This is a genomic window from Streptomyces sp. WMMC500, from assembly GCF_027497195.1.
GTDB lineage: Bacteria > Actinomycetota > Actinomycetes > Streptomycetales > Streptomycetaceae > Streptomyces.
Genome location: NZ_CP114905.1, coordinates 8,442,718 through 8,467,550 on the forward strand (window position 1 = coordinate 8,442,718; position 24,833 = coordinate 8,467,550).

21 protein-coding genes and 2 pseudogenes are annotated in these 24,833 nt (G+C 73.6%); 11 read left to right on the forward strand and 12 right to left on the reverse strand.

What is annotated here, in order from left to right:
• Positions 1-16: 16 nt before the first annotated feature.
• From O7599_RS36390 to O7599_RS36400, 3 genes are all read left to right on the forward strand, one after another.
• Positions 17-745, forward strand: coding sequence for a glutamine amidotransferase (locus O7599_RS36390; RefSeq protein ID WP_281619876.1), 729 nt, complete (start codon positions 17-19; stop codon positions 743-745).
• A gap of 105 nt (positions 746-850) precedes the next feature.
• A complete protein-coding gene (locus tag O7599_RS36395) occupies positions 851-1,786 on the forward strand; it encodes a cytochrome c oxidase assembly protein (RefSeq protein ID WP_281619877.1) in 936 nt (311 codons plus the stop codon).
• Positions 1,787-1,905: 119 nt separating this feature from the next.
• On the forward strand, positions 1,906-2,076 hold the full coding sequence (locus O7599_RS36400; RefSeq protein WP_281619878.1) for a hypothetical protein: 171 nt from the start codon (positions 1,906-1,908) through the stop codon (positions 2,074-2,076).
• Positions 2,077-2,098: 22 nt separating this feature from the next.
• Here O7599_RS36400 and O7599_RS36405 read toward each other — a convergent pair whose 3' ends face one another.
• The gene (locus O7599_RS36405; protein ID WP_281623673.1) at positions 2,099-2,281 is read right to left on the reverse strand and encodes a hypothetical protein; all 183 of its coding nucleotides are present in this window, start codon (positions 2,279-2,281) and stop codon (positions 2,099-2,101) included.
• A gap of 360 nt (positions 2,282-2,641) precedes the next feature.
• Between O7599_RS36405 and O7599_RS36410 the strand changes: the two genes are divergently transcribed.
• A complete protein-coding gene (locus tag O7599_RS36410; protein WP_281619879.1) occupies positions 2,642-3,424 on the forward strand; it encodes a hypothetical protein in 783 nt (260 codons plus the stop codon).
• Positions 3,425-3,481: 57 nt separating this feature from the next.
• Here O7599_RS36410 and O7599_RS36415 read toward each other — a convergent pair whose 3' ends face one another.
• The 4 genes from O7599_RS36415 to O7599_RS36430 form a co-directional block, all read right to left on the reverse strand.
• Complete coding sequence (locus O7599_RS36415) at positions 3,482-4,120, reverse strand: maleylpyruvate isomerase N-terminal domain-containing protein (RefSeq protein ID WP_281619880.1); 639 nt, start codon at positions 4,118-4,120, stop codon at positions 3,482-3,484.
• Between the two features lie 57 nt (positions 4,121-4,177).
• The gene (locus O7599_RS36420) at positions 4,178-4,885 is read right to left on the reverse strand and encodes an RraA family protein (RefSeq protein ID WP_281619881.1); all 708 of its coding nucleotides are present in this window, start codon (positions 4,883-4,885) and stop codon (positions 4,178-4,180) included.
• Positions 4,886-4,940: 55 nt separating this feature from the next.
• Positions 4,941-5,846, reverse strand: coding sequence for a MarR family winged helix-turn-helix transcriptional regulator (locus tag O7599_RS36425; protein WP_281619882.1), 906 nt, complete (start codon positions 5,844-5,846; stop codon positions 4,941-4,943).
• Between the two features lie 79 nt (positions 5,847-5,925).
• The gene (locus tag O7599_RS36430) at positions 5,926-6,987 is read right to left on the reverse strand and encodes a LacI family DNA-binding transcriptional regulator (protein ID WP_281619883.1); all 1,062 of its coding nucleotides are present in this window, start codon (positions 6,985-6,987) and stop codon (positions 5,926-5,928) included.
• 142 nt (positions 6,988-7,129) lie between these two features.
• On the opposite strand from O7599_RS36430, the gene O7599_RS36435 reads away from it, so the two are divergent.
• On the forward strand, positions 7,130-10,363 hold the full coding sequence (locus tag O7599_RS36435) for a glycosyl hydrolase 115 family protein (protein WP_281619884.1): 3,234 nt from the start codon (positions 7,130-7,132) through the stop codon (positions 10,361-10,363).
• A gap of 24 nt (positions 10,364-10,387) precedes the next feature.
• Here O7599_RS36435 and O7599_RS36440 read toward each other — a convergent pair whose 3' ends face one another.
• Complete coding sequence (locus O7599_RS36440) at positions 10,388-11,116, reverse strand: response regulator transcription factor (RefSeq protein ID WP_281619885.1); 729 nt, start codon at positions 11,114-11,116, stop codon at positions 10,388-10,390.
• Between the two features lie 361 nt (positions 11,117-11,477).
• Here O7599_RS36440 and O7599_RS36445 point away from each other — a divergent pair, with 361 nt between their 5' ends.
• Together O7599_RS36445 and O7599_RS36450 are read left to right on the forward strand one after the other, a co-directional pair.
• Positions 11,478-12,047, forward strand: a complete 570-nt coding sequence (locus O7599_RS36445) for a snapalysin family zinc-dependent metalloprotease (protein ID WP_281619886.1) — start codon at positions 11,478-11,480, stop codon at positions 12,045-12,047.
• A 187-nt stretch (positions 12,048-12,234) separates the two neighbouring features.
• The gene (locus tag O7599_RS36450; RefSeq protein WP_281619887.1) at positions 12,235-13,089 is read left to right on the forward strand and encodes an alpha/beta fold hydrolase; all 855 of its coding nucleotides are present in this window, start codon (positions 12,235-12,237) and stop codon (positions 13,087-13,089) included.
• Positions 13,090-13,117: 28 nt separating this feature from the next.
• Here O7599_RS36450 and O7599_RS36455 read toward each other — a convergent pair whose 3' ends face one another.
• Positions 13,118-14,116: a glycoside hydrolase family 64 protein gene (locus tag O7599_RS36455; protein ID WP_281619888.1), complete on the reverse strand. Its 999-nt coding sequence runs from the start codon at positions 14,114-14,116 to the stop codon at positions 13,118-13,120.
• 261 nt (positions 14,117-14,377) lie between these two features.
• Here O7599_RS36455 and O7599_RS36460 point away from each other — a divergent pair, with 261 nt between their 5' ends.
• Both O7599_RS36460 and O7599_RS36465 read left to right on the forward strand, forming a co-directional pair.
• Complete coding sequence (locus O7599_RS36460; protein WP_281619889.1) at positions 14,378-15,661, forward strand: lectin; 1,284 nt, start codon at positions 14,378-14,380, stop codon at positions 15,659-15,661.
• A 393-nt stretch (positions 15,662-16,054) separates the two neighbouring features.
• Positions 16,055-16,924 (forward strand): annotated as a pseudogene (locus O7599_RS36465) (chitinase); the annotation flags it as partial.
• Positions 16,925-16,987: 63 nt separating this feature from the next.
• Here the strand turns inward: O7599_RS36465 and O7599_RS36470 are convergent.
• From O7599_RS36470 to O7599_RS36485, 4 genes and pseudogenes are all read right to left on the reverse strand, one after another.
• Positions 16,988-17,698: a hypothetical protein gene (locus tag O7599_RS36470; RefSeq protein WP_281619890.1), complete on the reverse strand. Its 711-nt coding sequence runs from the start codon at positions 17,696-17,698 to the stop codon at positions 16,988-16,990.
• 56 nt (positions 17,699-17,754) lie between these two features.
• On the reverse strand, positions 17,755-19,005 hold the full coding sequence (locus tag O7599_RS36475; RefSeq protein WP_281619891.1) for an ATP-grasp domain-containing protein: 1,251 nt from the start codon (positions 19,003-19,005) through the stop codon (positions 17,755-17,757).
• A gap of 101 nt (positions 19,006-19,106) precedes the next feature.
• The gene (locus O7599_RS36480) at positions 19,107-19,787 is read right to left on the reverse strand and encodes a 4'-phosphopantetheinyl transferase superfamily protein (protein WP_281623661.1); all 681 of its coding nucleotides are present in this window, start codon (positions 19,785-19,787) and stop codon (positions 19,107-19,109) included.
• Positions 19,788-19,919: 132 nt separating this feature from the next.
• Positions 19,920-20,747 (reverse strand): annotated as a pseudogene (locus O7599_RS36485) (metallophosphoesterase); the annotation flags it as partial.
• 259 nt (positions 20,748-21,006) lie between these two features.
• On the opposite strand from O7599_RS36485, the gene O7599_RS36490 reads away from it, so the two are divergent.
• Positions 21,007-22,113: a hypothetical protein gene (locus tag O7599_RS36490; RefSeq protein ID WP_281619892.1), complete on the forward strand. Its 1,107-nt coding sequence runs from the start codon at positions 21,007-21,009 to the stop codon at positions 22,111-22,113.
• Positions 22,113-22,811, forward strand: a complete 699-nt coding sequence (locus tag O7599_RS36495) for a TetR family transcriptional regulator (RefSeq protein WP_281619893.1) — start codon at positions 22,113-22,115, stop codon at positions 22,809-22,811. The genes O7599_RS36490 and O7599_RS36495 overlap by 1 nt, the downstream gene beginning before the upstream one ends.
• Before the next feature lie 46 nt (positions 22,812-22,857).
• On the opposite strand, the gene O7599_RS36500 is transcribed toward O7599_RS36495, so the two are convergent.
• Positions 22,858-24,612: a fatty acyl-AMP ligase gene (locus O7599_RS36500; protein WP_281619894.1), complete on the reverse strand. Its 1,755-nt coding sequence runs from the start codon at positions 24,610-24,612 to the stop codon at positions 22,858-22,860.
• Between the last annotated feature and the right edge of the window lie 221 nt (positions 24,613-24,833).

Consider the following 24,833-nt stretch of genomic DNA (forward strand, 5'->3'; position numbering starts at 1 on the left):
GCCAAGGAGTGACCGCATGAACGACAACAGCCTGCGCCTCGTCTGGGTCTACCCCGACCTGCTGTCCACCTACGGCGACCAGGGCAACGCCCTCGTCGTCGAGCGCCGCGCGCGGCAGCGCGGCTACGACGTCACGCGCGTCGACGTCCGCTCCGACCAGCCCGTGCCCGCCTCCGCCGACATCTACCTCATCGGCGGCGGCGAGGACCGCCCGCAGCGGCTCGCCGCCGAGCGGCTGCGCCGCGACGGCGGGCTGAACCGGGCCGCGGGCAATGGCGCGATCATCTTCTCCGTCTGCGCCGGCTACCAGATCCTGGGCCACGAGTTCATCAACGACCTCGACCGGCAGGAGCCGGGCCTCGGGCTGCTCGACGTCACCAGCGGGCGCGGCCAGGCCGGCCGCTGCGTCGGCGACGTGCTGGGCGACATCGATCCGCAGCTCGGCCTGCCCCAGCTCACCGGCTTCGAGAACCACCAGGGCGTCACCCACCTCGGCCCCACCGCCAAGCCGCTCGCCCGGGTCCGCTTCGGCCACGGCAACGGCACCGGCGACGGCACCGAGGGCGCGTGGAACGGCAACGTCTTCGGCACGTACATGCACGGCCCCGTGCTCGCCCGTAACCCGCAGATCGCCGACCTGCTGATCAGGCTGGCGCTGGAGTCCTCCGGCCTGCCGCCGGTCGACGACCGCTGGTACGAGGCCCTGCGCAACGAGCGCATCGCCGCCGCCAGCGCCTCCCGCTGACGCCGCCGCGGCCGGCCCGCTCCCGCGGGGTACCCCGGCGAGGTGCCGGAACCGGGCGGGTCTAGCCTGAGTGAGGGCATCACCGGCACGAGGAGCAGCACCGACATGGACCACGGCGGGCACGGCAGCCATCTCGACCTTCCGCCGTTCACCCTGGGGCGCGGCCTGGAGTGGACCGGCGAGCCCGTCTTCCTCATCGGTTCCCTCGCCGCCCTCGCCCTCTACGGCTACGGGGTCCTCCGGCTGCGCCGCCGCGGGGACGCCTGGCCGGTGGGGCGGACCGTCGCCTTCACTCTCGGTGTGCTGACCATCGTCCTCGTCATGTGCACGGGCCTGAACGACTACGGCATGGTCATGTTCAGCGTGCACATGGTGCAGCACATGGTGATCAGCATGCTGTCGCCGATCCTGCTGCTCCTCGGCGCTCCCGTGACACTGCTGCTGCGTGCCCTGCCCACGGGCAGGCCCCGCTCCGCGGTGGTCTCGCTGCTGCACAGCCGCTACCTGATGGTGATCACGCACCCCGTGTTCACGATCCCGCTGTTCATCGCGAGCCTGTACGCGCTCTACTTCACCCCGCTCTTCGACACGCTGATGGAGAGCAAGGCCGGGCACGTCGGGATGATGATCCACTTCCTGGTTGTGGGCCTGGTCTTCTTCTGGCCGATCATGGGCGTCGACCCGGGCCCGAACCGGCCCACGCACGTGATGCGGATGCTGACGCTCTTCGCGGGCATGCCGTTCCACGCCTTCTTCGGCATCGCGCTGATGATGGGCAGCGAGCCGATGGTGGACGTCTACAGCAACCCGCCCGCCTCCCTGGGCATCGACGCCCTGGACGACCAGCAGGCCGCCGGCGGCATCGCCTGGGCGTTCAGCGAGATCCCCTCGGTGCTGGTCCTCGTCGCGCTGGTCTACCAGTGGTACAACTCCGAGCAGCGCCGCGCGAAGCGCGGCGACCGCACCGCCGACCGCGACGGAGACCGGGAGCTGGCGGCGTACAACGCCTATCTGGCCTCCCTCCAGGCTCGCAAGCCGTAACCGCGCGGACACCCGGCGCTCCTTCGACTATCGCGCTGGTCCCCGGCGAGGGACCATGGGGAGAAGGTTGCGTGCGGTCGCGCGGGGACGGCCGTCGGCTGACGGCTGGTGGAGGCGGCATGGACAAGCCCGGTTCTGCGAAGGCCATGGTCGTGAGTACCGTGGCCGGTCTCGTGGTCATCACGGCGTACACGGTGTCGGTGGGCAGCAGCGGATGGCTCTGGTTCGGCTGGGTCGTCCTGGGGCTGGCCGCGCTCGGCGTGGTGCTCACCGGAGGCTCCTGGAGATAGGCGGGTAGCCCGCGGGCCCGCTTCAGCCGGTGAGGAGCGTGCCGCAGCGGGCGCAGCGGACCGGGGGTGTGGTGTCGGCCAGCCGCCCGCACTCCGGGCAGACGCGTTCCAGCCAGCACGCAGACTCCCCGCCCTCGGGCTCCGCGGCGCCGGTGGCGGCGGGCCCGGCCGTCGGCGCGGGCTCCTTCTCGTCCTCGTCGCTCATCAGCGCCCCTCCGGTTCCGTACGGGATCACCTGCCCGATCCCGCCTGCCGCCATTCACACCCTTCTCGCGGGAAGCGGCCAATTTTCGAGGCCGGTTCGACTTCAATTCGTTACGGTACCGTAATCTGAGCACGTGTCTGCGACTGCATGCAACGACTCAGGTTGCCCAACCCCGCCGCGCCGCGGCGGGGTTGGGGTGTGGCCCGGTCCGCGGCGGCCCGCAGAGCCCAGTGCTTCTCGGCGTGAGGACAGGGGTGGCGGATGGCGGTTGGCACGGCAACTCTGGAGCGACCCACCGCACCGGCGGCCCCGGCAGAACGCCCGGCCCGGGCGAGGCCGGTCGAGCGCAGAGCCGTCTGGTTGGCGGCCTGCCTGATCTGCGGCGGGGTCGTCGGTCTGCTCCTCGCGGCCGTGGGCACGCGCCGCGGCGCGCGCCCGTCGCGGCGCCGGGTGCTGATCGTCGTGTGGGGCACGGTGGTGCAGGCGGCGCTGGCGGGCGCCTTCGCCGTCCTCGGCCCGGGCGCCCAGATGCGGCCGTGCGGGGCGGCGGGGGAGGGCGGCGGGGTGTGGCAGACGGCTCGCACGGTGGTCAACGCGCCCGTCTCCGGGGCCGCGTTGCTCTTCGCCGCGGGGGAAGGGGGCGAGATGTTCCACTGCGCGGCGAACGGCACCACGGCGGTCGTCCTCGACGACGGGTTCGCCCGCGCGGGCACGATGTACGGCACCGTCTTCCTCACGGACCAGCGCGCCGAGACCCAGTCGCCGCGGATGCGGCGGCTCTCCGAGCACGAGGCGCGCCACTCCGACCAGTGGGCGCTCGGGTCGCTGCTCGCGGGCCCGGCCGCGTTCCCCGCGCTGTACGCGGCGGACGAGCTGGTCTTCCCCGGCGCGTACAACCACTTCGAGCGGGCGGCGGGCCTGGAGGACGGGGGCTACGACCCGCCGCCGGACAGCCCGCCGGTCGCGGGACGGCTGGCGATCCTGTCGGTGGGTGTGCTCGTCGGCTACATTCTGGCCGTCAGCCCGACCCGCCGCCGCAGGCCACCGCGCGCGCCCGTGCGACCGGAGCCGGAGCCGGAGCAGGCCCCCAAGCCGGAGCCGGAGCCGGAGCAGGCTCCGGCCTCGGTCCCGGCTCCGCGGTGAGGGCCGGCGCCCGTCCGACGGCTGCTTTCTCCGGTTCTCCGGTGTGCGGGGCGGCGCTCAGAACGCGGCGAAGGTGTCCGGTGCCCGCTCGGCGCGGCTGAACGCCCGCAGCACCGCCGTCGGCCCGTGGCGGCGCACCGAGAGCCGCGACAGCAGGTCGACCACCGCGTCCACCGCGCCCTCCGGCAGCGCGGGGGTGGCGACGTGCACGCTGACCGCTAGGTCGTCGGAGTGCACGGCGAGTTCCCTCATCCGCGTGATCAGGAAGTCCTCCAGGCCCAGCGACCAGGGTCCCCAGAACGGCAGCCGCACCGGGCGCTCCTGCGCCGCCGGCAGTCGTGCGGCCAGGTCCCGTACGGCCTCGTCCGCGCGGTCCGCGAGGTCCTCCGGCCCGCCCGCGGCGACCTCGTCGCCGGTACGGCGGATGCGCCGGTTGACCTCGTCGTCCGGTCCGGAGCCGACCCAGTCGATCCGGACGTAGTGCCCGAGCAGCGGAACGACGGGCTCGGCGGGCCGGGGGGAGTCGAGGACCTCCGGCACGAGCAGGATGTTGTACGCGGTGTGGCCCGCGAGGCCGGCCACACCGAACTCCCGCAGCGCGCTGGGCCGGTCCCACGCCGCGGCCGCCTCCGGCGCCCGCAGCAGTCCGGCCGCCACGCGTGCCGTCTCCAGGAGGTCGCGTCTGACATCGCTCATCCGCACACCCTCGCCTTCACCTGTCGTGCCCGCGTCGTCGCGTCCGGCCCACCGTGCTCACTCCTCGATCGCTCCGCCGACCCCGCGCAGGTGCTCGCGGAACGTCAGTGCGGGGTCCTCTCCGCGCCGCCGCAGGAAGTCGTCGAACCGCACCTGACCGCGCAGCGAGTCGCCCGCCGCGATCCGCTCGGCCTGCCGCCGCTCGGTGTCCCGGATCCCCTCCGCCAGGGCGAGCAGTTCCCCGGCACGGTCGGCCGGCAGGAACAGCACGCCGTCGTCGTCACCGACGACCAGGTCGGCGCGGTCCACCGTCCAGTCGCCGGCGCGGGCGGAGGCCAGGGCGCCGGGGGCGCGTTCGTCCAGGCGCTGCGGGCCGGTGGGCAGCGCGCCGCCGCTGAAGACCGGCAGGCCGATGGCGCGGATGTCCGCGGTGTCGCGGTGCAGACCCCAGATGACGATCCCCGCGAGCCCCGCGGCCTTCGCCTCCAGCACCACCAGGTCGCCCACGCACGCCTCGTCCCGGCGACCGGCGTTGTCGACCACCAGCACGTCCCCGGGCTCGGCCGACTCCAGCGCCTCCAGGAAGACGTCGACGCTGCCCGCGTGCCGCGCCGGCAGGACCCGCCCGGCGACCCGGTCCCGCGGCTCCACCGCGTGCGTGCCGGGCGGCGCGCAGCGCACCGGTACGCGGGCGCGGATGCAGGCGTCCGCGAGGTGGGCGGTGGTGAGCGCCGCGCAGCGGCGGGTGAACTCGGCGCGGTCCATGCGGTGCCGCCTCCCCTTGTGCTCCGACGTGGGTTCCGTCGTGTCGTCGTTTCCGTTACGGCGTCCGCTCGCCGCGGTCGCCGAGGCCCTTTTCGAACCAGTGGTGCGCGTACGGCTCGTCGTTGAAGGGGGCCACCTCGTCGTACCCGGACGAGCGGTACAGCCCCACGGCCTCGCCGAGGGCGCGGTTGGTCTCCAGCCGGAGGGTGCGCACGCCGCGCGCGGCGGCGCGCTCCTCCAGCTCCGTCAGCAGCCGCCGCCCGAGCCCGAGGCCGCGCACCGCCGGTGACACCCACATCCGCTTGACCTCCGCCCGGCGCTCCGGCCGGAACTTCAGTGCGCCGCAGCCGACCGGATCGGAGTGCAGCGTCGCGACGAGTATCAGCCCGGCCGGGCGGGTGAGCTCGGCGTCCTCGGCGGAGATGCTGCGGGCCGGGTCGAAGCCGCCGTCGAAGCGGCGCCCCAGCTCGGCGGCGTACGCCCGCATGCACTGGCGCGCGTCGGGGTGCCGCGGGTCGACGACCGCGACGCGGACCATGGAGGCGACGAGCAGCCGCTCGACCTCCGCCATCGCGGCCGTCAGCCGGCTGCGGTGCCCGCTGCTCAGCGGGCGCAGGATCGAGGCGGCCAGGTCGTCGGAGAGCCGGTCCAGCTCGGCCCGCTCGGCGCGGCCCGCCGCGGTGAGCCGGGCGGTGCGCACCCGGGCGTCGGCGTCGTCGGGGCCGACCTCGACGAGCCCGGCGTCCTGCAACGCGCGCAGCAGGCGGCTGAGATAGCCGGAGTCCAGGTCGAGACGGGAGCGCAGGGCGCGCAGCTCGCAGCCCTGCTCGCCGATCTCCCACAGCACCCGGGCCTGCCCGAGGGGGCGACCGCGGGCGAGATACGCGTCGTCGAGCGCGCCGACGCGCTGAGTGACGGTGCGGTTGAACCGCCGCACCTGGTCGACCAGCGCCGGATCCATTCTCTGACCTTAGTCAGACAATGTCGCCGCACGCCAGCCTCGGCGCGTTCGAAAGTTTCGACCTCCTGGGAGTGGTTCCTCAGCGCTCGGGCGGCGGGGCGGTGCTGTTGCGGGTGACCAGGCTCGTCGCCAGCTCGACGCGGCGCGTCACCGGCTCGTTGCCCCGGCCCAGGTCGAGCACCAGCCGGGCCGCCGCCTCGGCCATCTCCGTCAGCGGCTGCCGCACGGTCGTCAGCGGCGGGCCGATCCAGCGGGCCACGGGCAGGTCGTCGAAGCCGACGACGCTGAGGTCGTCGGGGATGCGCAGGCCCAGCTCGCGGGCGGCCTCGTACAGGCCGAGGGCCTGGAGGTCGTTGCCCGTGAAGACCGCCGTGGGGCGGTCGGGCAGGGTGAGCAGCTCGCGGCCGGCCGCGTAGCCGGCCTCGTGGTGGAAGTCGCCCTCCCGGATCAGCTCGGGATCCACCGGCAGCCCCGCCACGCCGAGCGCCGCGCGGTAGCCGTCGATGCGGGCCCGGCTGCACATCATCGCCGGCGGCCCGCCCACGACGGCGATCCGGCGGTGGCCCAGGCCCACCAGGTGGCGCGTGGCGGCCAGCCCGCCCTGCCAGTTGGTGGCCCCGATGGACGGCACGTCCTCGGCGAGGTCGCCGGCGGGGTCCAGCACCGCGAACGGTATGCCGCGCCCGGTGAACTGCGCCCGCTGGTCGGCGGAGAGGTCCGACAGCACCAGGATGACGCCCGCCGGCCGGCGCGCGAGCACGTCCTCCACCCACGTCTGCCCCGGAGTCAGCCGTCCGGCGCTCTCGGAGAGCACCACGCCCAGCCGCTCCGCCCTGGCCACGTTCTCCACGCCCCGGATGACCTCCATCGCCCAGGCGCTCTCCAGCTCGTGGAAGACCAGGTCGAGCAGCGGGGCCTGGCGCGCGCCGCCGCCGCGGCGCCGGTAGCCGTGCTCGCGCAACAGGTCCTGGACCCGGGCGCGGGTACCGGGGGAGACGTCGGATCGGCCGTTGAGGACCTTCGAAACTGTCGAGGACGACACGCCGGCGGCCTCCGCGATCGCCGCAAGCGTGGCGGTGGCCTGCGGCTCCTCGCCCGCCGCGGGGGCCTCTCCGTCGAACTGGACTCCAGCACCACTCATGCCCGGATGGTAGCCCCGCCGCCCGCCGCTGCGCGATGTCTTGACCCGTCCCGAGCCCCACCCTAGGTTGCGCAGAAATATTCGCGATGCTTTACGAAACATTGCCGCCTGCTCGGTGCATGCTCGGCGAAGGAAGGTCCGCATGGACAGCAACGACCCCCTGCACGACCCGTCTTCCGCGTCCGGCTCCCCGGCCGGCGAGGCGCCCCCGGCGGGCACGGCCGGCGACGGCGTCAGCAGGCGCCGCGTCCTCGGTGCGGGCCTGGGTTTCGGCGCGCTCTCCGCCGGCGGGATCCTCGCGCTGCCGGGCCCGGCCGCCGCCGTGCCGCCGGCGGACCCGCCGCGGCCGACGGACCCCGGCGCGTACATCGCCCACGGCCCGGGCCCCGGCCGGTTCCCGCTGGTCGCCGGCGGCCGGGCCGCACCGCTGGTGGCCGACGGCGACGACTTCCCCGGCGTGCTGCGCGCGCTGGGCGATCTGCGCACGGACCTGGAACGGGTCACGGGCGTACGCCCCGCGCTCACCCGGGGCCGTGCGCCCGCCGGGCGCACCGCGGTGCTCGTCGGCACCATCGGCCGCAGCCCGCTCATCGACGGCCTGATCGCCGCCGGCAAGTTCGACGTGACCGGCGTCGAGGGCCGCTGGGAGACCTCGCTGCAGCAGGTCGTGGCCGACCCGCTGCCCGGCCTCGACCGCGCCTTCGTCATCGCCGGCAGCGGCCAGCGCGGCACCATCTTCGGCATCTACGACGTCTCCCGCGGCATCGGCGTCTCCCCCTGGCACTTCTGGGCCGACGTCCCGCCCCGCCGCCACGACGCGCTCTACGTGCTGCCCGGCCGGTTCTCGCAGGGCACCCCCGCGGTGAAGTACCGCGGCATCTTCATCAACGACGAGAACCCCGCTCTCGGCCGCTGGGCGCCCGGCTTCTTCGGCCCCGGCCACGCCGAGGGCCACCCCGGCGGCTTCAACAGCGCCTTCTTCGCCAAGGTCTTCGAGGCCATGCTGCGGCTCAAGGCCAACTACCTGTGGCCGGCCGTCTGGGGCCGCGCCTTCGCCGAGGACGACCCCGCCAACCACGCCACCGCCACCGCGTACGGCATCGTCATGGGCACCTCGCACGAGGCGCCCATGATGCGCGGCATCGAGGAGTGGAACCGGCACGCCGTCCCCGCCGTCCGCGACGAGGACGGCACCATCGTCACCGAGGGCCACGACCCGTACGGCGGCACGGGGGAGTGGAGCTTCGTACGCAACGAGGAGGCGATCCGCGCGTACTGGCGCGACGGCATCCGCCGGATGGCCGCCGAGGGCTTCGAGGGCGTGGTGACCCTCGGGATGCGCGGCAACGGCGACACCTCGCTGCCCGACGGCGACGGCATCGAGCTGATGGAACGCATCATCGCCACCGAGCGCGCCGTCATCGCCGAGGAACTGGGCGACGCGGCCGGGGTGCCGCAGGTGTGGACGATGTACAAGGAGGTCCAGCACTACTGGGACAGCGGCATGCAGGCACCCGACGACGTCACCGTCGTCTTCACCGACGACAACTGGGGCAACATCCGGCGCGTACCGGACGCCTCCCTGCCGCCCCGCTCCGGCGGCTACGGGCTGTACTACCACTTCGACTACGTCGGCGGCGGGCGCAACTACAAGTGGGTCGACACCGCCAACCTCGCCAACACCTGGGAGCAGTTGCACCAGACGTACGCGTACGGCATCCGGAACCTGTGGGTCGCCAACGTCGGGGACCTGAAGTCCAACGAGCTGCCCACCCAGTTCTTCCTCGACTACGCCTGGAACCCCGACCGCTGGCCGGCAGAGGACCTGCCCGCGTGGGAGCGCCGCTACGCCGCCGAGAACTTCGGCCCCCGGCACGCCGCGGAGATCGCCGAGGTCCTGCACGAGTACGGCCGGCTCCAGGCCAGGCGCAAGCCGGAGCTGCTCAACCGCCGCATCACCCTCGACCCGTCCATGGACCCGGCCACCGACGCCGCCGCCGTCGTCTACGACGACCAGGCCACCCCCTTCAGCCGCGTCAACTACCACGAGCTGGACCGCGTCACCGACGAGTGGCAGGAACTGGCGCGTACCGCCGACCGCATCGAGGCCAGGCTGGACCGCGCCGACCGGGCGGCCTACTTCCAGCTCGTACGCTACGCCGTGCGCGGCACCGCCGTCGTCTACGCGCTGCGCCGCGCCGAGTTCACCAACCTCCTGTACGCCGCGCAGGGCCGCGCCGCCGCCAACCAGCTCGCCGCCGAGACCGACGCCCTCTTCGCCGAGGACCAGGCGCTCGCCGACTACTACAACCACACGCTCTCCGGCGGGAAGTGGCAGGGCTTCCAGACCCAGCCGAAGATCGGCTACGGCGACGTCGAGCGCTACGGCCCCAACGCCCCCTGGCAGCAGCCCGAGAAGGACAACGAGGCGCTGCCGGACGAGGTCTTCCCCGCCGTCAAGCGCGTCGACCCCGCCGCGGGCGCGGTGCTCGGCGTGGCCGTGGAGGGCTCCGAGAGGTGGTGGCCGGATGCCGCAGGACCCGCGGTGCTGCCGGTGGTCAGTCCGTACGACAGCGGCCCCGCCCCGTACATCGAGGTCTTCAACCGGGGCCGCAGCCCCTTCGGCTACGAGATCGAGCCCGCCGTGTCCTGGATGCGCGTCGACCGCCCGCGCGGGCGCGTCACCACCCAGATCCGCGCCCGGCTGCGCGTCGACTTCGAGCGGGCCCCGCGGGGCGCCACCACCGTGCCCGTCCTCGTCAGGGGCGCCGGCCGCACCGTGGAGGTGCACGCCCGGGTGCACCGCCCGTCCGTGCGCCACGCCGCGCTCGCCGGCTCGGTGGAGGCCGGCGGCTGCGTCTCGGTGGAGGCCGACCGCCACACCCGTGCCGTCCCCGCCGCGGGCGTCGCCTGGCGCCGCATCCCGGACATCGGACGCACCGGCAGCGGCATGGCACCGTTCCCCGTCACGGCCGCACCGATGCCGGCCGGCGAGGGGCCGCGGCTGGAGTACACGATGACCCTGTTCACGACCGGCACCCTCCGGGTGGCCGCGTACCTGTCGCCGCGCAACAGCGTCCTCACCCCCGACGGGCTGCGCTACGCCGTCGCCTTCGACGACGACGCCCCGCAGACGGTGAACGTCACGCGGGTCACCGGCGCCGACGACGGCCGGATGAACCGCCAGTGGGAGCGCAACACCTCCGACAACGCCACCGTCACCGTCACCGAGCACCGGGTGACCAGGCCGGGCGTGCACGTGCTCAAGCTGTGGATGGTGGACCCGACGGTGGTGGTGCAGAAGCTGGTCGTCGACACCGGCGGCGTACGCCACAGCTACCTCGGCCCGCCGCCCAGCGTGTTCGTGAAGCGCTGAGCCGCGCCCGGGCGCCCGGCCGCGTCACGGCGCGGGCGGGGGCTGCCGGGACCCGGGGGTGATCAGGCCCGTTTCGTACGCCGCGATGACGGCCTGGGCGCGGTCACGGAGCTGGAGCTTGGCGAGGATGCGGGCCACGTGCGTCTTGACCGTCGCCTCGCTGAGCCGGAACCGGGCGGCCAGCTCCGCGTTGCTGTGGCCGCGCGCCAGCGACTCCAGCACCTCCAGCTCGCGCGGGGTGAGCGCGGAGAGGTCGCGGTGCAGCCTCGCCGCGTGGTCGTCGCGGGTGGCGAAGCGCTCCACGAGGCGACGGGTGATGGACGGCGCGAGGAGCGCGTCGCCGGAGCGGACGAGGCGGACGGCGGCGGCCAGATGCTCGGGCGTGACGTCCTTGAGCAGGAAGCCGCTGGCGCCGGCCGCCAGCGCCGCGTACACGTACTGGTCGAGGTCGTACGTGGTGAGGATGACGACCCGCGGCGCGCCCGGCCCCGGCGTCCCACCGTCCGGGCCGAGGAGGCGGCGGGTGGCCTCCAGGCCGTCCATGCCCGGCATGCGGATGTCCATCAGCACCACGTCGGGCAGGGTGCGCCGGACCGCGGCCACCGCCTCCTCGCCGTCGGTCGCCTCGCCGACGACGTCGATGCCGTCCGCGGTGAGGATCATGCCGAAGCCGGTGCGCACCAGCGCCTGGTCGTCGGCGATCACCACCCGCGGCGGCCGGTCCGCCCCGCCGGGTCCTGCCTGCGTGCCCACGTCCCCTCCACGGCAGTCCTCGCGGAAACCGCGGGCCCCCGCCCGCCCGCGGTCAGCGTACCGGTGCAGTCTGACAAGACGTCCGGCGCGGCGGATCGGCCGAGAGGCGCAATACGTCTCGACTTCCCGACTACACCGCAGGAATGACCCGCGGCGCGCGACCGGATTCCGCCGGCACGAAAGCCGCCGTGTACGCCGCGGTGCGGAATACCGCGAGCGGCGCCGAGATGCCGTAAGAAGGTGAAATCTACGGCCATTGCCGCCTCTTGTGGCCCCGGAAGGCCGCTCCTACACTCGGGCCGACCCTTACCGGGGTCGCGCAGTAGTGCTCGATTCTCACACCAAGAGGAGGGCTCCCCGCATGCTGCGAAAGTTGGGTATCGGCGTTATGGCCGCTGCCGCAATCGTCACTCTGTCCTCGGCCCCCGGGGCCACCGCCGCCCCCGCTCCCGCACCGGAGCGAACAGCCGCCACCACGCTGTACTACGACGACAGCCAGGCCGGCGAATTCAAGGGCGCCGTGGCCGCTGGCGCCGAGCAGTGGAATTCCACCGTGGAGAATGTCACGTTGGTGAAAGCCCCGGCCGGCACCCGTGCCGAGATCAGGATCATCGCCGACAACGGCTGGCCGCGCGCGACCCTCGGCCCGGTCCGCCCCGGCGGCAGTGCCACGGTCTGGTTCGGCCGCCAGGCGGTCGACCAGGGCTACAACACCACCCGCATCGCCGCGCACGAACTGGGCCACAGCCTCGGTCTGCCCGACGTGAAGCCCGGCCCGTGCTCGTCGCTCATGTCCGGTTCCACCGGCGGCGTGAGCTGCACCAACGCCACCCCGAACGCTGCCGAACAGGCGGGGGTGGAGGCCAACTACGGCGGCGGCGCCGCGAGCCGCACCCCGATGGACGGACGCATCATCGTCGACGCGCCCTGAGCATCGGACCGCACGTACGACACACCCCCGTGGCCGGGAGCGACCTCCCGGCCACGGGGCCGCGGTCCGAAGGAGCGCAGCGCCTTTCCGGAAGCCGGGGAGGGCCACCGCGAACGCCCCGCTCCGCAGGCGCCCGGTGGCGCCCCCGTCCGCACCCCGCCCGGTCGCCGTGTGTGAGGGTGGCACCATGACCAACACGCCGACCTTCGTCCTCGTCCACGGGGCGTTCGCGAACTCCTTCTCCTTTGCACCCCTGCAGGCGGAACTCGCCCTGCGCGGACACCGCTCGCTCGCCGTCGACCTGCCGGGCCACGGATTCGCGGCCACGTTCCCCGCGGCCTATCAGGTCCCGCAGGATCTCGACGCGCTCGCCACCGCCCCCGGGAGCATCAAGGGCGTCACGCTCGCCGACAACGCGGCCCACCTCGTCGGCGTCCTGGAGCGGGCGAAGCGGAACGGCCCGACGATCGTCGTCGCGCACAGCCGGGGCGGCATCACCGCCACCGCCGCAGGCAACGCCCGCCCCGACCTGATCGACCGCATCGTCTACGTGTCCGCCTGGTGCCCGGTCGAACTCGACGTGGGCGACTACTACGGCGAACCGGAGATGGCCGGCGTCGACGCGGCCGGCCTGGCCCGCGCCCTCGCCGGCGATCCGGCTGCGCTCGGCCTGATCCGTACCAACTTCCGCACCGCGGACCCCGACGCGCTCGCCTCCTTCCGGCAGGCGTTCGCCGAGGACCTCACCGACGACGAGTTCCGGGCTTTCCTCAACACCTTCCAGCCCGACGAGAACCTGGACGTCGGCTCGTCCGCGGACCGCGCGCAGGCGGCCACCTGGGGCCGGATCCCGCGCAGTTACGTGCGACTGGCGGACGACACCAGCATTCCCGCCGCCATGCAGGACCGGCTGATCCGCGAGGCCGACGCGCTCACCCCCGGCAACCGGTTCGACGTGCACACCGTGCCCGGCAGCCACCTGCGCTGGCTGGTGCACCCCGAAGCGGCCGCCGACGTCCTGTCCGGGCTGGCGGCGGGCTGACCGGCCCTGACAACCGTCCGGCCGGATCTCACCAGCCGACGGCCACCACCATCCACTGCGGGTTCTGGACCGACACGAACGACGACTGATCGGCCACGTCGTCGTACGGGAAGCCGTACGCCAGGTTGTCGATGGCGTGCTCGTGCCAGAACGCGGCGTAGTAGTTCGCCGGTCCCTGCCGGTAGAAGCGGCTCGGGTCGTTCCACTGGTCCTGCGGCAGCTCGGCGACGTGCCGGTTGAGCGCCGCACAGCCGGGGGCGTCGCCCGCGAGCGGGCCGGAGCAGCCGAAGATCTCCTGGGTCGTGGCGTTCCTTCCGACCGACGCGGCGTAGTCGCTCATGTAGCCGGCGTGCTGCCCGCCCGGCCGGAAGTCGGGCACATGGCCGGGGGAGGGGATGCGGTACGGGGCCTGCACCTCCGCCAGCGACGCGAACTCCGGCGGCATGGCGGCCGCGAACTTCTGCCAGGTGGCCTCGCGGGACTCCTGGAACGTCGGGTAGTCCTCGCCGACCTGCCGGTCGGTGCCGTCGTGGCCGTGCACCCGCATCGCGAGCTTGAGCGCGAAGGCGTCGACGCGGGTGGTGTTGCCGTGGAAGGCGTCGGGGCCGACGGTGAACTCGATGAAGTCGGAGTACTGACTGTCGGGCGAGCCGAGGTGGAAGTACATCCGCCCGGCGGAGTTGGCCGGCATGTCCAGGTACGGCTGCTCCGCGATGGAGTGGGTCTGGCCGCCGAAGGACCAGAAGACCTGGTCGTCGGGGTACTGACCGTTGGTGCGGTTGACGATCTGAACGGTCAGCACGTTCTGCGCGGGCGGGATGGAGCCCGTGTCGCCCCAGAAGGAGTCCGGCGGCGGGTCGCCCGCGGTCGCCGCCGCGGCGGCCGGGCCGGGCGCGGGCGGCACCGCGCCGTGGGCCGCCGCACCGGTGCGGTCGGCGAACACGTGGCAGGCGAGCAGCAGCAGGGCGACGGCGGCCGTCAGCAGGCCGCGGCGGTGGCTGAGGCGCGTCGGGTACGCGGGGGACATGCGGTGCTCCTTCGCTGTGGGGGCGAACGCGGCCCGAGGCGGGAGCTGCCCGGCGGGCCGGGCGTGCAGAGAGCGCTCTCAGAGCGTCGTGAGGGACGCGTGCGTTGTCAAGGGGCGCGGTCGTACGACCTCCGGGAGTTGAACACCGCGGGTGCCCGCCGGACCCATTGACTGCATGACATGAAGGGAGTTCACTCAGCTCGCGCAATGGTATGGACCATGCTCCACGCTCGACCCCACCACGCATCGAGGTGAGCTTCCATGTTCGTACGACGACGCAGACATCCGCTCCGCAGAGCCGTGCTCGTGGCGACGGCACTGGCCGCCGTCCTGGCCGTGCCGCTGCCGGGCACCGCCGGCGCGGCACCGGCCCCCGAACCCGGCACGGAGGCCGAAGCCGCGCCCTACGCCGTCACGTTCGAGGACAACTTCGACGGCCCGGCCGGCTCGGCGGTCAACGGCGGCAAGTGGCTGATCGAGACCGGCGACAACGTCAACAACCACGAGCGGCAGTACTACACCGCGGGCAACGCGAACGCCGCGCTGGACGGCCAGGGCAACCTGGTCATCACCGCCCGCAGGGAGAACCCCGGCAACTACCAGTGCTGGTACGGCCGGTGCGAGTACACCTCCGCCCGGCTCAACACCTCCGGGCGGTTCACCACCACGTACGGCCACGTCGAGACCCGGATGAAGCTGCCGCGCGGACAGGGCATGTGGCCCGCGTTCTGGATGCTCGGCAACGACATCGGGCAGGTCGGCTGGCCCGCCAGCGGCGAGATCGACGTGATGGAGAACGTCGGCTTCGAGCCCAGCACCGTCCACGGCACCCTGCACGGACCCGGCTACTCCGGCTCGGGCGGCATCGGCGGCGGCTACACGCTGCCCGGCGGGCAGCAGTTCGCGGACGCCTTCCACACCTTCGCCGTCGACTGGTCGCCCAACGAGATCACCTGGTCCGTGGACGGCAACGTCTACCAGCGGCGCACGCCGGCGGACCTCGGCGGCCGGCAGTGGGTGTTCAACAAGCCCTTCTTCCTGATCCTCAACCTCGCGGTCGGCGGCTACTGGCCGGGCGACCCGGACGGCAGCACCGTCTTCCCGCAGCGGCTCACCGTCGACTACGTCCGCGTCAGCACCTCCGACGGCGGCGGCGGAAACTCCGGCACGCTCACCGGGGCGGGCGGCAAGTGCCTCGACGTGGCCGGCGCGAACCCCGCGAACGGCACCGGGATCCAGCTCTACGACTGCAACGGCACCACCGCGCAGCGCTGGACCGTGGGCACGGACGGCACCATCCGCGCCCTCGGCAAGTGCCTCGACGCGGCCGCAGGGGGCACCGCCGACGGCACCCGGGTGCAGCTCTGGGACTGCAACGGCTCGGGCGCCCAACGCTGGTCGTACAACTCCGCCACCCGCGACATCGTCAACCTGGCCGCGGACAAGTGCCTGGACGCGGTGGGCGGTTCGACGGCCAACGGAACGCCGACGCAGCTCTGGACCTGCACCGGCGCCGCGAACCAGAAGTGGACGCTCAACTCCTAGCGCCGCAGGCTCCTTCGGGGGTGCCGGGAAAGCGCTCTCACTGGTACGGACCAGAGTCTTGACACCGCTTCCCGGCGCCCCCTTAACTTCAACACGTGAAATAGCCGGACCCCCCACTCGACTTCACCGCCGCGCCCGGCCGCCGCAGCCCTCCCGTCCGACGCTTCCGTGCGCACGCGTGCCCGGACACGACGGCCGACGGCTCCGGGCGCGGCCAGAAGAGGACGGTGACCGCACATGGGAACCCACCGAACCGACCGCAGGAACGTCCGCCGGGCGCTCGTCGCGACCGCGGCGGCGGCCGCGGTCGCCGGCGGCTGGGCGCTGATGCCCGCCGCCGGCGCCTCCGATGAGAAGCCCGCCGCCGGCAAGGCCGCCGCGCAGCCGGCCGCCGCGTCGATGGCAGTGGCGCCCTACCTCTACAACGGCTGGGGCAGCCCGCCCGACCCCGCGGAGGTCATGGAAGCCACCGGTGTCGGCGGGTTCACCCTCGCGTTCATCCTCAGCAACGGCACCTGCGACCCGCAGTGGGACGGACAGCGCCCGCTCAGCGGGGGCGTCGACGAGGAGACCATCGCGGCCGTCCGCGCCGCGGGCGGCGACGTCGTCCCGTCCTTCGGCGGCTGGAGCGGCAACAAGCTGGAGAGCTCCTGCGGCAGCGCGGACGAACTCGCCGCCGCGTACCAGAAGGTGATCGACGCGTATGACCTCACGGCCATCGACATCGACCTCGAAGCCGACGCCTACGACAGCCCCGAGGTCCAGCAGCGCACCGTCGACGCGCTCAAGGCGGTCAAGGCCGCCAACCCCGGACTGAAGGTCATCTTCACCATCGGCACCGGGCAGAACGGCCCCGACACCAGCCTCATCGACCGGGCGGCGCAGTCCGGCCTCGACGTGGACGTCTGGACGATCATGCCGTTCAACTTCGGCGGCAACGGCGGGGACATGGGCCAGTTGTCCGTCCAGGCGTCGGAGGGCCTGCGGGGCTCGCTGCAGGAGGCGTACGGGTACGGCGAGCAGGAGGCGTACCAACGCATGGGCATCTCCTCGATGAACGGCAACACCGACGTGGGCGAGGTCGTGAACCAGGACGACTTCCGCACCATGCTCGGCTACGCGCAGGAGAAGAGCCTGGCCCGGCTCACCTTCTGGTCCGCCAACCGCGACCGCCCCTGCGACGGCGGCGGTGCCGACACCTGCGGGGGGATCCCGCAGGAGCCCTGGGAGTTCACCTCGATCCTCGCCGAGTACCAGGGCTGACGTACCGGGGCACGGTGGCGGCTCCTCCCACGCCGCCGTGCCCCCGGGCGTCCGCCGCGGTGCTCACCCGGCGAGGAACGACAGGTCGCCGTTCTCCTCGGCCCGGATGGGCCGGTCCCCCCACCGGATGTGCTGGACGTCGTCCGTGCACGTCTTCGAGACGTCCTGGCAGAAGTAGCCGGTCTCCTTGCCGGGCTCGGCGGTGAAGACCTCCGGGAGCCGGTCGCACCGCGGGTCCACGGGCGCGAGGGGGCCCTCCGTCGTGCCGTTCTTCCCCGTCTCCCAGGCGTACCAGTCGTAGACCGACCGGGCGGTGTGCAGCGTCCTGAGCGGCTTGGCGGTGTAGACGAAGTCCTGGCTGAACGCCCCCGCGCTCCCCGACGTCATGCCCTTGCTCGTGACCAGCCAGGGCACGGACACCCCCTCGTACGTCACGGTGCAGCGGACGGTCTCGCCGCGCGGCCGGTCGACCTCGCCCGCGCAGCGGCCCGGCCCGGTCTCGCCGATGACGCCGGCCATCCGCACGGTCTCCTGGCGCAGATGGTTGAGCACCTTGGCGTTCAGCTCGTCTTCGTGCTCCGGCGACGGCAGGGCCTTCTCCAACTCGCGGTCGGTCAGCCCGGGGTGGTGCGTGCTGGGCTCGATCCGCACCGGCCGCTTCTCGCCCTTCACCTCGGAGAGCCGGTACTCCGCGTCGCAGCCGCTCGCCTCCTCGCTGCAGCCGCCCAGCAGAGCCACGACGACCGCCGCGGCCGGAATCATCCTTCGCTCCATCCCGCTGTTGTACCGCGGCCGTCCCGGCAGGGGTCCCCGGGGCGTGGTGAAGCGTTTCACACGACACCGGGGACCTGGCGGCACAGCGCGTCGATCGCCGCCACGACCCGGGCGAGTTCGGCATGGTCCGGCGTGCGTCCGTGCAGGCGCCCGAGGCGCGCGACCGCCCCGTCCCGGGGATCGGACGACGGGACGGCGCCGGCGGGGAGATCGCCGAGGTCGACGCCGGGCAGGTGGAGCAGGCCGTCGAGACGGACGCACAGCTCCGGGCCGCCGGTCGCGGGCGCGTGCCCGGCCCCGCCGGCCGGCGGCATCAGCGTGTACTGGTACGTGACCGCCTCGAACCGCGGCGCGTCCGGCACGGGCAGCCCCAGCGCCAGCCGCATCGCCGCCGCCACCATGTCGAAGCCCGACCCGCGCCGTACGACGTCGCCGGCGAGACCGCCGAGACGGCCGTTGACCTCGATCAACCGCGGCCCGTCCGCGGTGAGTTTCAGCTCCGTGTGCACGATGCCGTCGCTGATGTCCAGCGCCCCTATGGCGGCCTCCGCCAGGCTCTCGGCGCGCTCAGCAAGCGGCGTGTCGAGGGTGTGGGGGACGAAGGAGCCGCGTTCCCGGAACGGCTCGACCAGGGGGAACTTCCCCGTCACGCAGAGCGGCCGGCACTCCTTGCGGTGGACGGCCGTCTCGACGGAGACGTAGTCGCCCCACTGCGGCCCCGCCGCCGCGGGATCCCCCGGGAGCAGCGCCTCGACCAGCAGGTCCGCGCCGGGAGCCGCTGCCGCGCAGGCCGCGACGGCGGCGCGCGCGCCGGAGAAGCTGTCGAGCCGGTGTACGAGCCGGCCGCCGGCGCCGCGCCGCGGCTTCAGCACGGCGGGCAGGCCCACCGCGTCCAGCGCGGCGTCGAGGTCCGCGGTGCCGGCGACCGGCGCGAACGGCAGGTCGTCCAGGCCGGCTTCGGCGAACGTCCGGCGCTGCTGCAGCTTGTCCACCAGCCTGCCGGTGACGGCGGGGGAGTGCCAGTACGGGATGTCCAGTGCCGCCGCGATCGCGGAGGTGAGCTCCATCCGGTGCTCGCTGAACGTCAGCAGCCCGTCGGGCAGGAACGTGGCGACCGCACGCGCCGCCTTCCGTGTGTCGAGACCGGTGATGTCGCACAGCGCGAACCGCCGCGTGAGCACCGGCAGCAGGTCCCGTACATGGTGCGAGGCCCGGTCCACGACGAGGAACAACTCCACGCCGCAGCAGCGTGCGGCGGCGGCGACCTCGGCGGCGTCCGCCGACCCCGCGTCGTAGAGAACCCCCACCGTCCGCTCCCCGCCGACCGTGCCCGGTCCTTCGCCCGGCGCATGCGGAGAGGACCGGGGTACCCGGCCCGTCACGTCGTCCCGTCCCCCGCCGTCCGCACCTACCCGCCGTCCCCGGAGCGCCCGCCGGCGCCCGCGGCCAGGGTCACGGCGGTGACGAGCAGGCCGCTGCGGCACAGCCAGCGGCCGCTCAGGTGCGCCAGGGGCGTGCCGTCGACGGTGGGCGCGTCGACCAGGATCCGGGCGGTGAAGGTCCCCGTTTCAGCGTCCAGGTCGACGCGGGCCTCGTCGAAGTCCAGTTCCCTGTGGGTCAGCGGATACCAGACCTTGAAGACCGACTCCTTGGCGCAGAACAGCAGCCGGTCCCAGCAGACGCCGGGCGCGCCGCGCATCCGGGCGCGCACCTGCTCCTGCTCCTCCGGCAGCGCGATGGCCTCCAGGAGGCCGTCCTTGAGGGACTCGTTGGGCTCGGCGTCGATGCCGACGCCGAGCACGTCGCCGCGGCGGGCCACGGCGGCGGCGCGGTAGCCCGCGCAGTGCGTCATGGAGCCGACGACCCCGGCGGGCCACTGCGGCGCGCCGCGGCGACCCGGCAGCAGGGGGGCCGGCTCGACGCCGAGCGTTTCCAGGGCGCGGCGCGCGCACTGCCGTACGGTGGCGAACTCCGCCTGCCGGTGCGGTACGGCGCGGGCGACCGCCCGCGCCTCCTCGGGGTACAGCCGCTCCGCGGGCGGCTCGGGCGGATCGGTGAACGCCTCGGCCGCGACCACCGCGCCGGGCACCAACTCCCGGAGCAGCCGGGCCGGTTCGGCCGGCCCGAGCCGCTTCGGCGCTGCCGCTGATGCCGCCGCTGCCGCCGCTGCCGCCGCTGCCGCCGCTGCCGCCGCTGCCGCCGGTGTGGCCGTCGTCGACGGGGGGAGGACCGTGCGCAGCGGCTCGCGCGGCGGGCGGCGCTTCCACTCCCGCGGGTAGCCGACCGAGACCTCGGTGAACTTCACCCCGTCGTACCAGGTGACGCGGGGGATGTGCAGATGGCCGTAGACGACGGCGGCGGCGCGGAAGCGGCGGTGCCAGTCGGCGGTCAGCGTCGTACCGCACCACTGTGCGAACTCCGGGTAGCGCAGGATGTCGGTCGGCTGGCGCACCAGCGGCCAGTGGTTGACCAGCACCGTGGGGTGCGACGGGTCGACGGCCGCGAGCCGCCGCTCGCTCAGCGCCACCCGCTCCCGGCACCAGGCGTCCCGCGAGCCGTGCGGGTCCGGATGCAGAAAGTACTCGTCGGTGCAGACGACGCCCGCCTCGTGCGCCAGGCGCAGCGACTCCTCCTTGGTCGCCGCGCCGGGCACGCGGAAGGAGTAGTCGTAGAGCACGAACAGCGGGGCGACCGTCACCGGGCCGCCCTCGCCCCGCCACACGGGGTACGGATCCTCGGGGGTCACGACGCCGAGCCCGCGGCAGACCTCGACCAGATGCCGGTAGCGCTCCGCGCCGCGCAGGGTGACCGGGTCGTCGGGGTGCGTCCACAGCTCGTGGTTGCCCGGCACCCAGACGACCTTGGCGAACCGCTCGGCGAGCAGCCCGAGGGCCCACTCGATGTCCGCGACCCGCTCGCCGACGTCACCGGCGACGATCAGCCAGTCATCGGGCGAGGCCGGGCGCAGCCCGGCGGTGATGTCGCGGTTCTCGCGGTAGGCGACGTGCAGGTCGCTGACGGCCAGCAGTCTTCCGTGCATCAGGGCCATTCGATCATTCGGCGACGGCGGAACAGGGGTGTCAAGGGCGTGACGGCAGATCCCGTACGGACCTGCGCCTCAGGTGTGTGCCGACAGGCTGATGCCCCCACCTAAATTCCCGCCAAAAGTCGGCCGACCAGCCGTTTCCCGGGAGCAACGAACGGCTTTCCCGGGGGAGTTGCGGGCGCGACGGGGGCCGCGCCAGACTGGATCCTCAACGTCCGTTGAACAGAAGTGTTCTGTTTGCGAATGACAGGGAGAGCAGATCGTGACCACACCGGCCGCAGGGCCCCACGACGGCGCGGCGCCGTCCCCGGCGCCGACCGCACCGCCCCCGGAGGCGGGCGGCTCCGGTAACTTCGGCGTGCTGTTCGGCCCGCTGGTCGTCGGGCTCTTCCTCGTCCTCGCCTTCGCCGGGCTGATGATCCCCGGGCTGCGCAACCCCGCCCCCAGCGAGATGCCGCTCGGCCTGGCCGGCCCCGGCCCGGCCGTCGCGCAGATCGAAGCGCAGCTCGACGCGGCCGCCCCCGACGCCTTCGAGGTCACGCGGTACGCGGACGAGGCCGAGGCCCGCACCGCCCTGCGCGACCAGGACGTGCTCGGCGCCCTCGTCGTCGGGCCGTCGCCGAAGCAGCCGCCCGCCCTGCTCGTGGCGAGCGCCGCCGGCGACGCCCCGACGACCGCGGCCACGAAGGCGTACGAGCAGCTCACCGCGAAACTCGGCACCCCGCAGCGGGTGGACGACGTCGCGCCGCTGCCCGAGAAGGACTCCCGCGGCATCAGCGCCGTGCTGCTGTGCGTCGCCCTCACCATCGGCGCGGTGATCTTCCAGCTCGTCCTCAGCCTGGCCGCCGCCCACGTGCGGGCCTCGGCGCGGTGGCTGTCCTGCGTCTGCTACGCGGCCGTCGCCGGCCTGGCCGGAGCCGTCTTCGCCGGGCCCGTCACCGGCACCCTGGACGGCCACTTCCCCGAACTGCTGGGCATCGCCACCCTGCTGTCGCTGACCGTCGTCGGCGTCGTCGCGGCGTGCCAGGCGCTCCTGGGGGCGCTCGGCATCGCCGTCGGCGCGCTGCTCGTCCTCCCGCTCGGCCTCGCCTCCTCCGGGGGCGTCGTCGATCCGCACTTCCAGCCCGCCTTCTACGGCGCCGTCTCGGAGTACCTGCCGATGGGCAGCACGGTCTCGCTGCTGCGCCGCGTGCTGTACTTCGACGGCAACGCCGTCGGCGGACCGCTGCTCACGCTGCTGCTGTGGGCGGGCGGCGCCTGGCTGGTCACCCTGGCGATGGAGCGGATCAGGCCCTTCCACCCGCTGATGGTCATGGTGCCCGCGTCGGCCGTCGGCCCGGCACGTACCGCCGCGGCCCGGACGGCCTGATGGCGCGGCACCGCGAGTCCGGCGACCGGCCGGCGGCCGAGTCGCCGGAAGCCGGGCGGGACCGCCGCGAGCTGATCAAGCTCGCGGCGGTCGAGCTGTTCGCCCGCCACGGCTACCGCGGCACCACCGTGCGCGCCATCGCCGAACGCGCCGGTGTGGACCCGGCGCTGGTGATGTACCACTACGGCAGCAAGGAGAACGTCTTCTCCACGGTGATCCGGGAGACGATGCGCGCGGAGGAGCTGCTCCCCGAACTGCCCCGCCTGCTGGACGAGGTCGCCGACACCGACAGCGCCGACGACCCCGCGGCCGACGGCACGTGTCCCGGCGGGCCCGGCAGCCGGCTGCTGCGCGGCTTCCTCACCCGCTGGGAGGACGCCACCACCCGCTCTTCGCTGCTCGTGGTCTTCCGCTCCGTGATGGAGCACCCCGAGGCGTCGCAGCTCTTCCGCGAGGTCGCCGGCGGCGAGCTGCTGCTGCCCATCGCCCGCCGCATCCCCGCCCCCGACCCGGAGCTGCGCGCCGTGCTGGTCGCCTCGCTGCTTCTCGGGCTGGTCACCGGGCGCTACGTGGTGCCGATAGAACCGCTGGCCGGGATGGATCTGGACACCGTCGTCGGCCTCTACGGCCCGTACGCCGACGACATGCTGCTCGGCCGGCTGGGCGGCTCCGCGCCGCCCGGCCGGCCGGGCGCCTGACCACGGGGGCCGGGCTCGTCGTCGCACCGGTGCCCGGGTGGTCCCGTCAGTGGCTCGTCGGCAGCGTGCCGTCGACGAGCGCGGCCACCACATGCCGCCGCTGGAGCTTGCCGCTCGGGGTCTTCGGCAGCGTCCCGCGCGGCACCACCTCCACCCGGTCGGGGCGCAGCCCGGTCTCGTCGGCGACTGCCCGGATGACGCCCTCGCGGATCTCGGCGACGGCGGCGGCGTCCGCGTGGCTCTTCGACTCCACCACCAGCACCAGCGCCTCCGTGCTGCGCTCCTCGTCGGGGCAGCCGACCGCGGCGATGGAGTTCGCCCGCAGGCCCTCCACCGAGGCGGCGGCCGACTCGAAGGCGTACGGGTGGTAGTTGGACCCGGCGATGATGACGACGTCCTTGATGCGGCCGGTGACGTAGGTCTGCCCGGCGTCGGTGAAGCCCTGGTCGCCGGTGTTCAGCCAGCCGTCGTCGCCCAGGACCTTCGCGGTCTCCTCGGGCTGGCGGTAGTAGCCGGACATCATCGAGGCGGTGCGCAGCAGGATCGTGCCCTGCTTGCGGTCCGGCAGGTCGGCGCCCGCGTCGTCCACCACGCGCAGCTCCATCCCCGTCAGCGGGGTGCCCGAGGAGACCAGCTCCTGCGCGTCGGCGGCGCCCGCCTCGGCCTCCACCACCTCGCCGTCGGCGGCCAGCCGGTCGCGGCTGACGGTGAGCGTGGTCAGCGGCTCGCCGGGCACGCACATGGTCGCGGCGAGGGTGATCTCCGCCATGCCGTAGCAGGGCATCATCGAACGTTCGCGGTAGCCGTACGCGGCCATGCGCTCGGCGAACAGCCGCAGCGTGTTCGCCTGGACGACCTCCGCGCCGTTGCCGGCGACCCGCCAGGCGCTCAGGTCGAGGCCCGCCAGCTTGGCGTCGGGGATGTTCGAGGCGCACATGCGGTACGCGAAGTTGGGCGCCGAGGTGAACGTGCCCCGGTAGCGGTGCATCGCCCACAGCCACCGCTCGGGCCGTACCGCGAACGACAGCGGCGGCATGCTCGCCACCGGCAGCCCGTGCAGCAGCGGGGCGAGGTTCAGGCCGATCAGGCCCATGTCGTGGTGCATCGGCAGCCAGCTCACGATCAGGTCGCCGCCGCGGTAGCAGCGCTCGCCGATGGCGGCCGCGTTGGCGAAGACGGACTCGTGGGTCAGGGTCACGCCCCGGCTGTCGCCCGTGGTGCCGGAGGTGAACTGCAGCACCGCGATGTCGTCGGGCTTCGCCTGGGCGGCGGCCAGGTCAAGACCTCCCTCGAAGGGCGGCTCGACGATCGCCACCCCCGCCTCCTTGCAGGGGTCCGTCACGGCGTCGAGGAACTCCGGCGCGACGACCACGGCGCGCGGCTCGGCGCGGCTGATCAGCAGCCGCAGCCGGTCGGCCCAGCGCTGCCGGCGCATCGTCGCCAGCGGCGGCTCGCTGACGAACGGGATGGCGCCCAGAAGGAAGCAGCCGTGCAGCGTGGCGTAGGCGTCGGCGCTGGTGTCCATGCACACGCCGACGCGGTCACCGCGCCGTACGCCGTGCTCCGCGAGGGTCGTCGCGGCGGCGCCCGCGCGCTCGGCCAGCTCCGCCGCGGTCAGCCGTAGGGGGTCCCCGGAGCCCTCGACGTACGCCAGCGGACGGTCCGGGTCACTGTCCGCCAGATCGAGCAGCGCCGCGCCTATCGTGGCCGCCGACGTCAGCGCGACCGGGGCCGGATCCGCTTCGGGCTGAAATCCCGCGCGGTCCTCGTGGATTTCGTCGGTCGAAACGGCAATTGTCATTCCATACCCCCGAATTGACTGCCGCGGTCGCGGCATGAAATGGGCTGGCTGAGGTAGGGTCATGATGGGCGGCGGGCCGCGGCATCGTCAAGTCGGGTATTTCCTGGTCGGGGCTTTAGCGGGCCGCTAGGGCACCCTTAGTCGGTCCGGTCACGATGGACTCACCAGAATAGTGCTGCGCGGTCAGGATGCGTAGCCGCTAAAGTCCCCGCGGTCCCGTG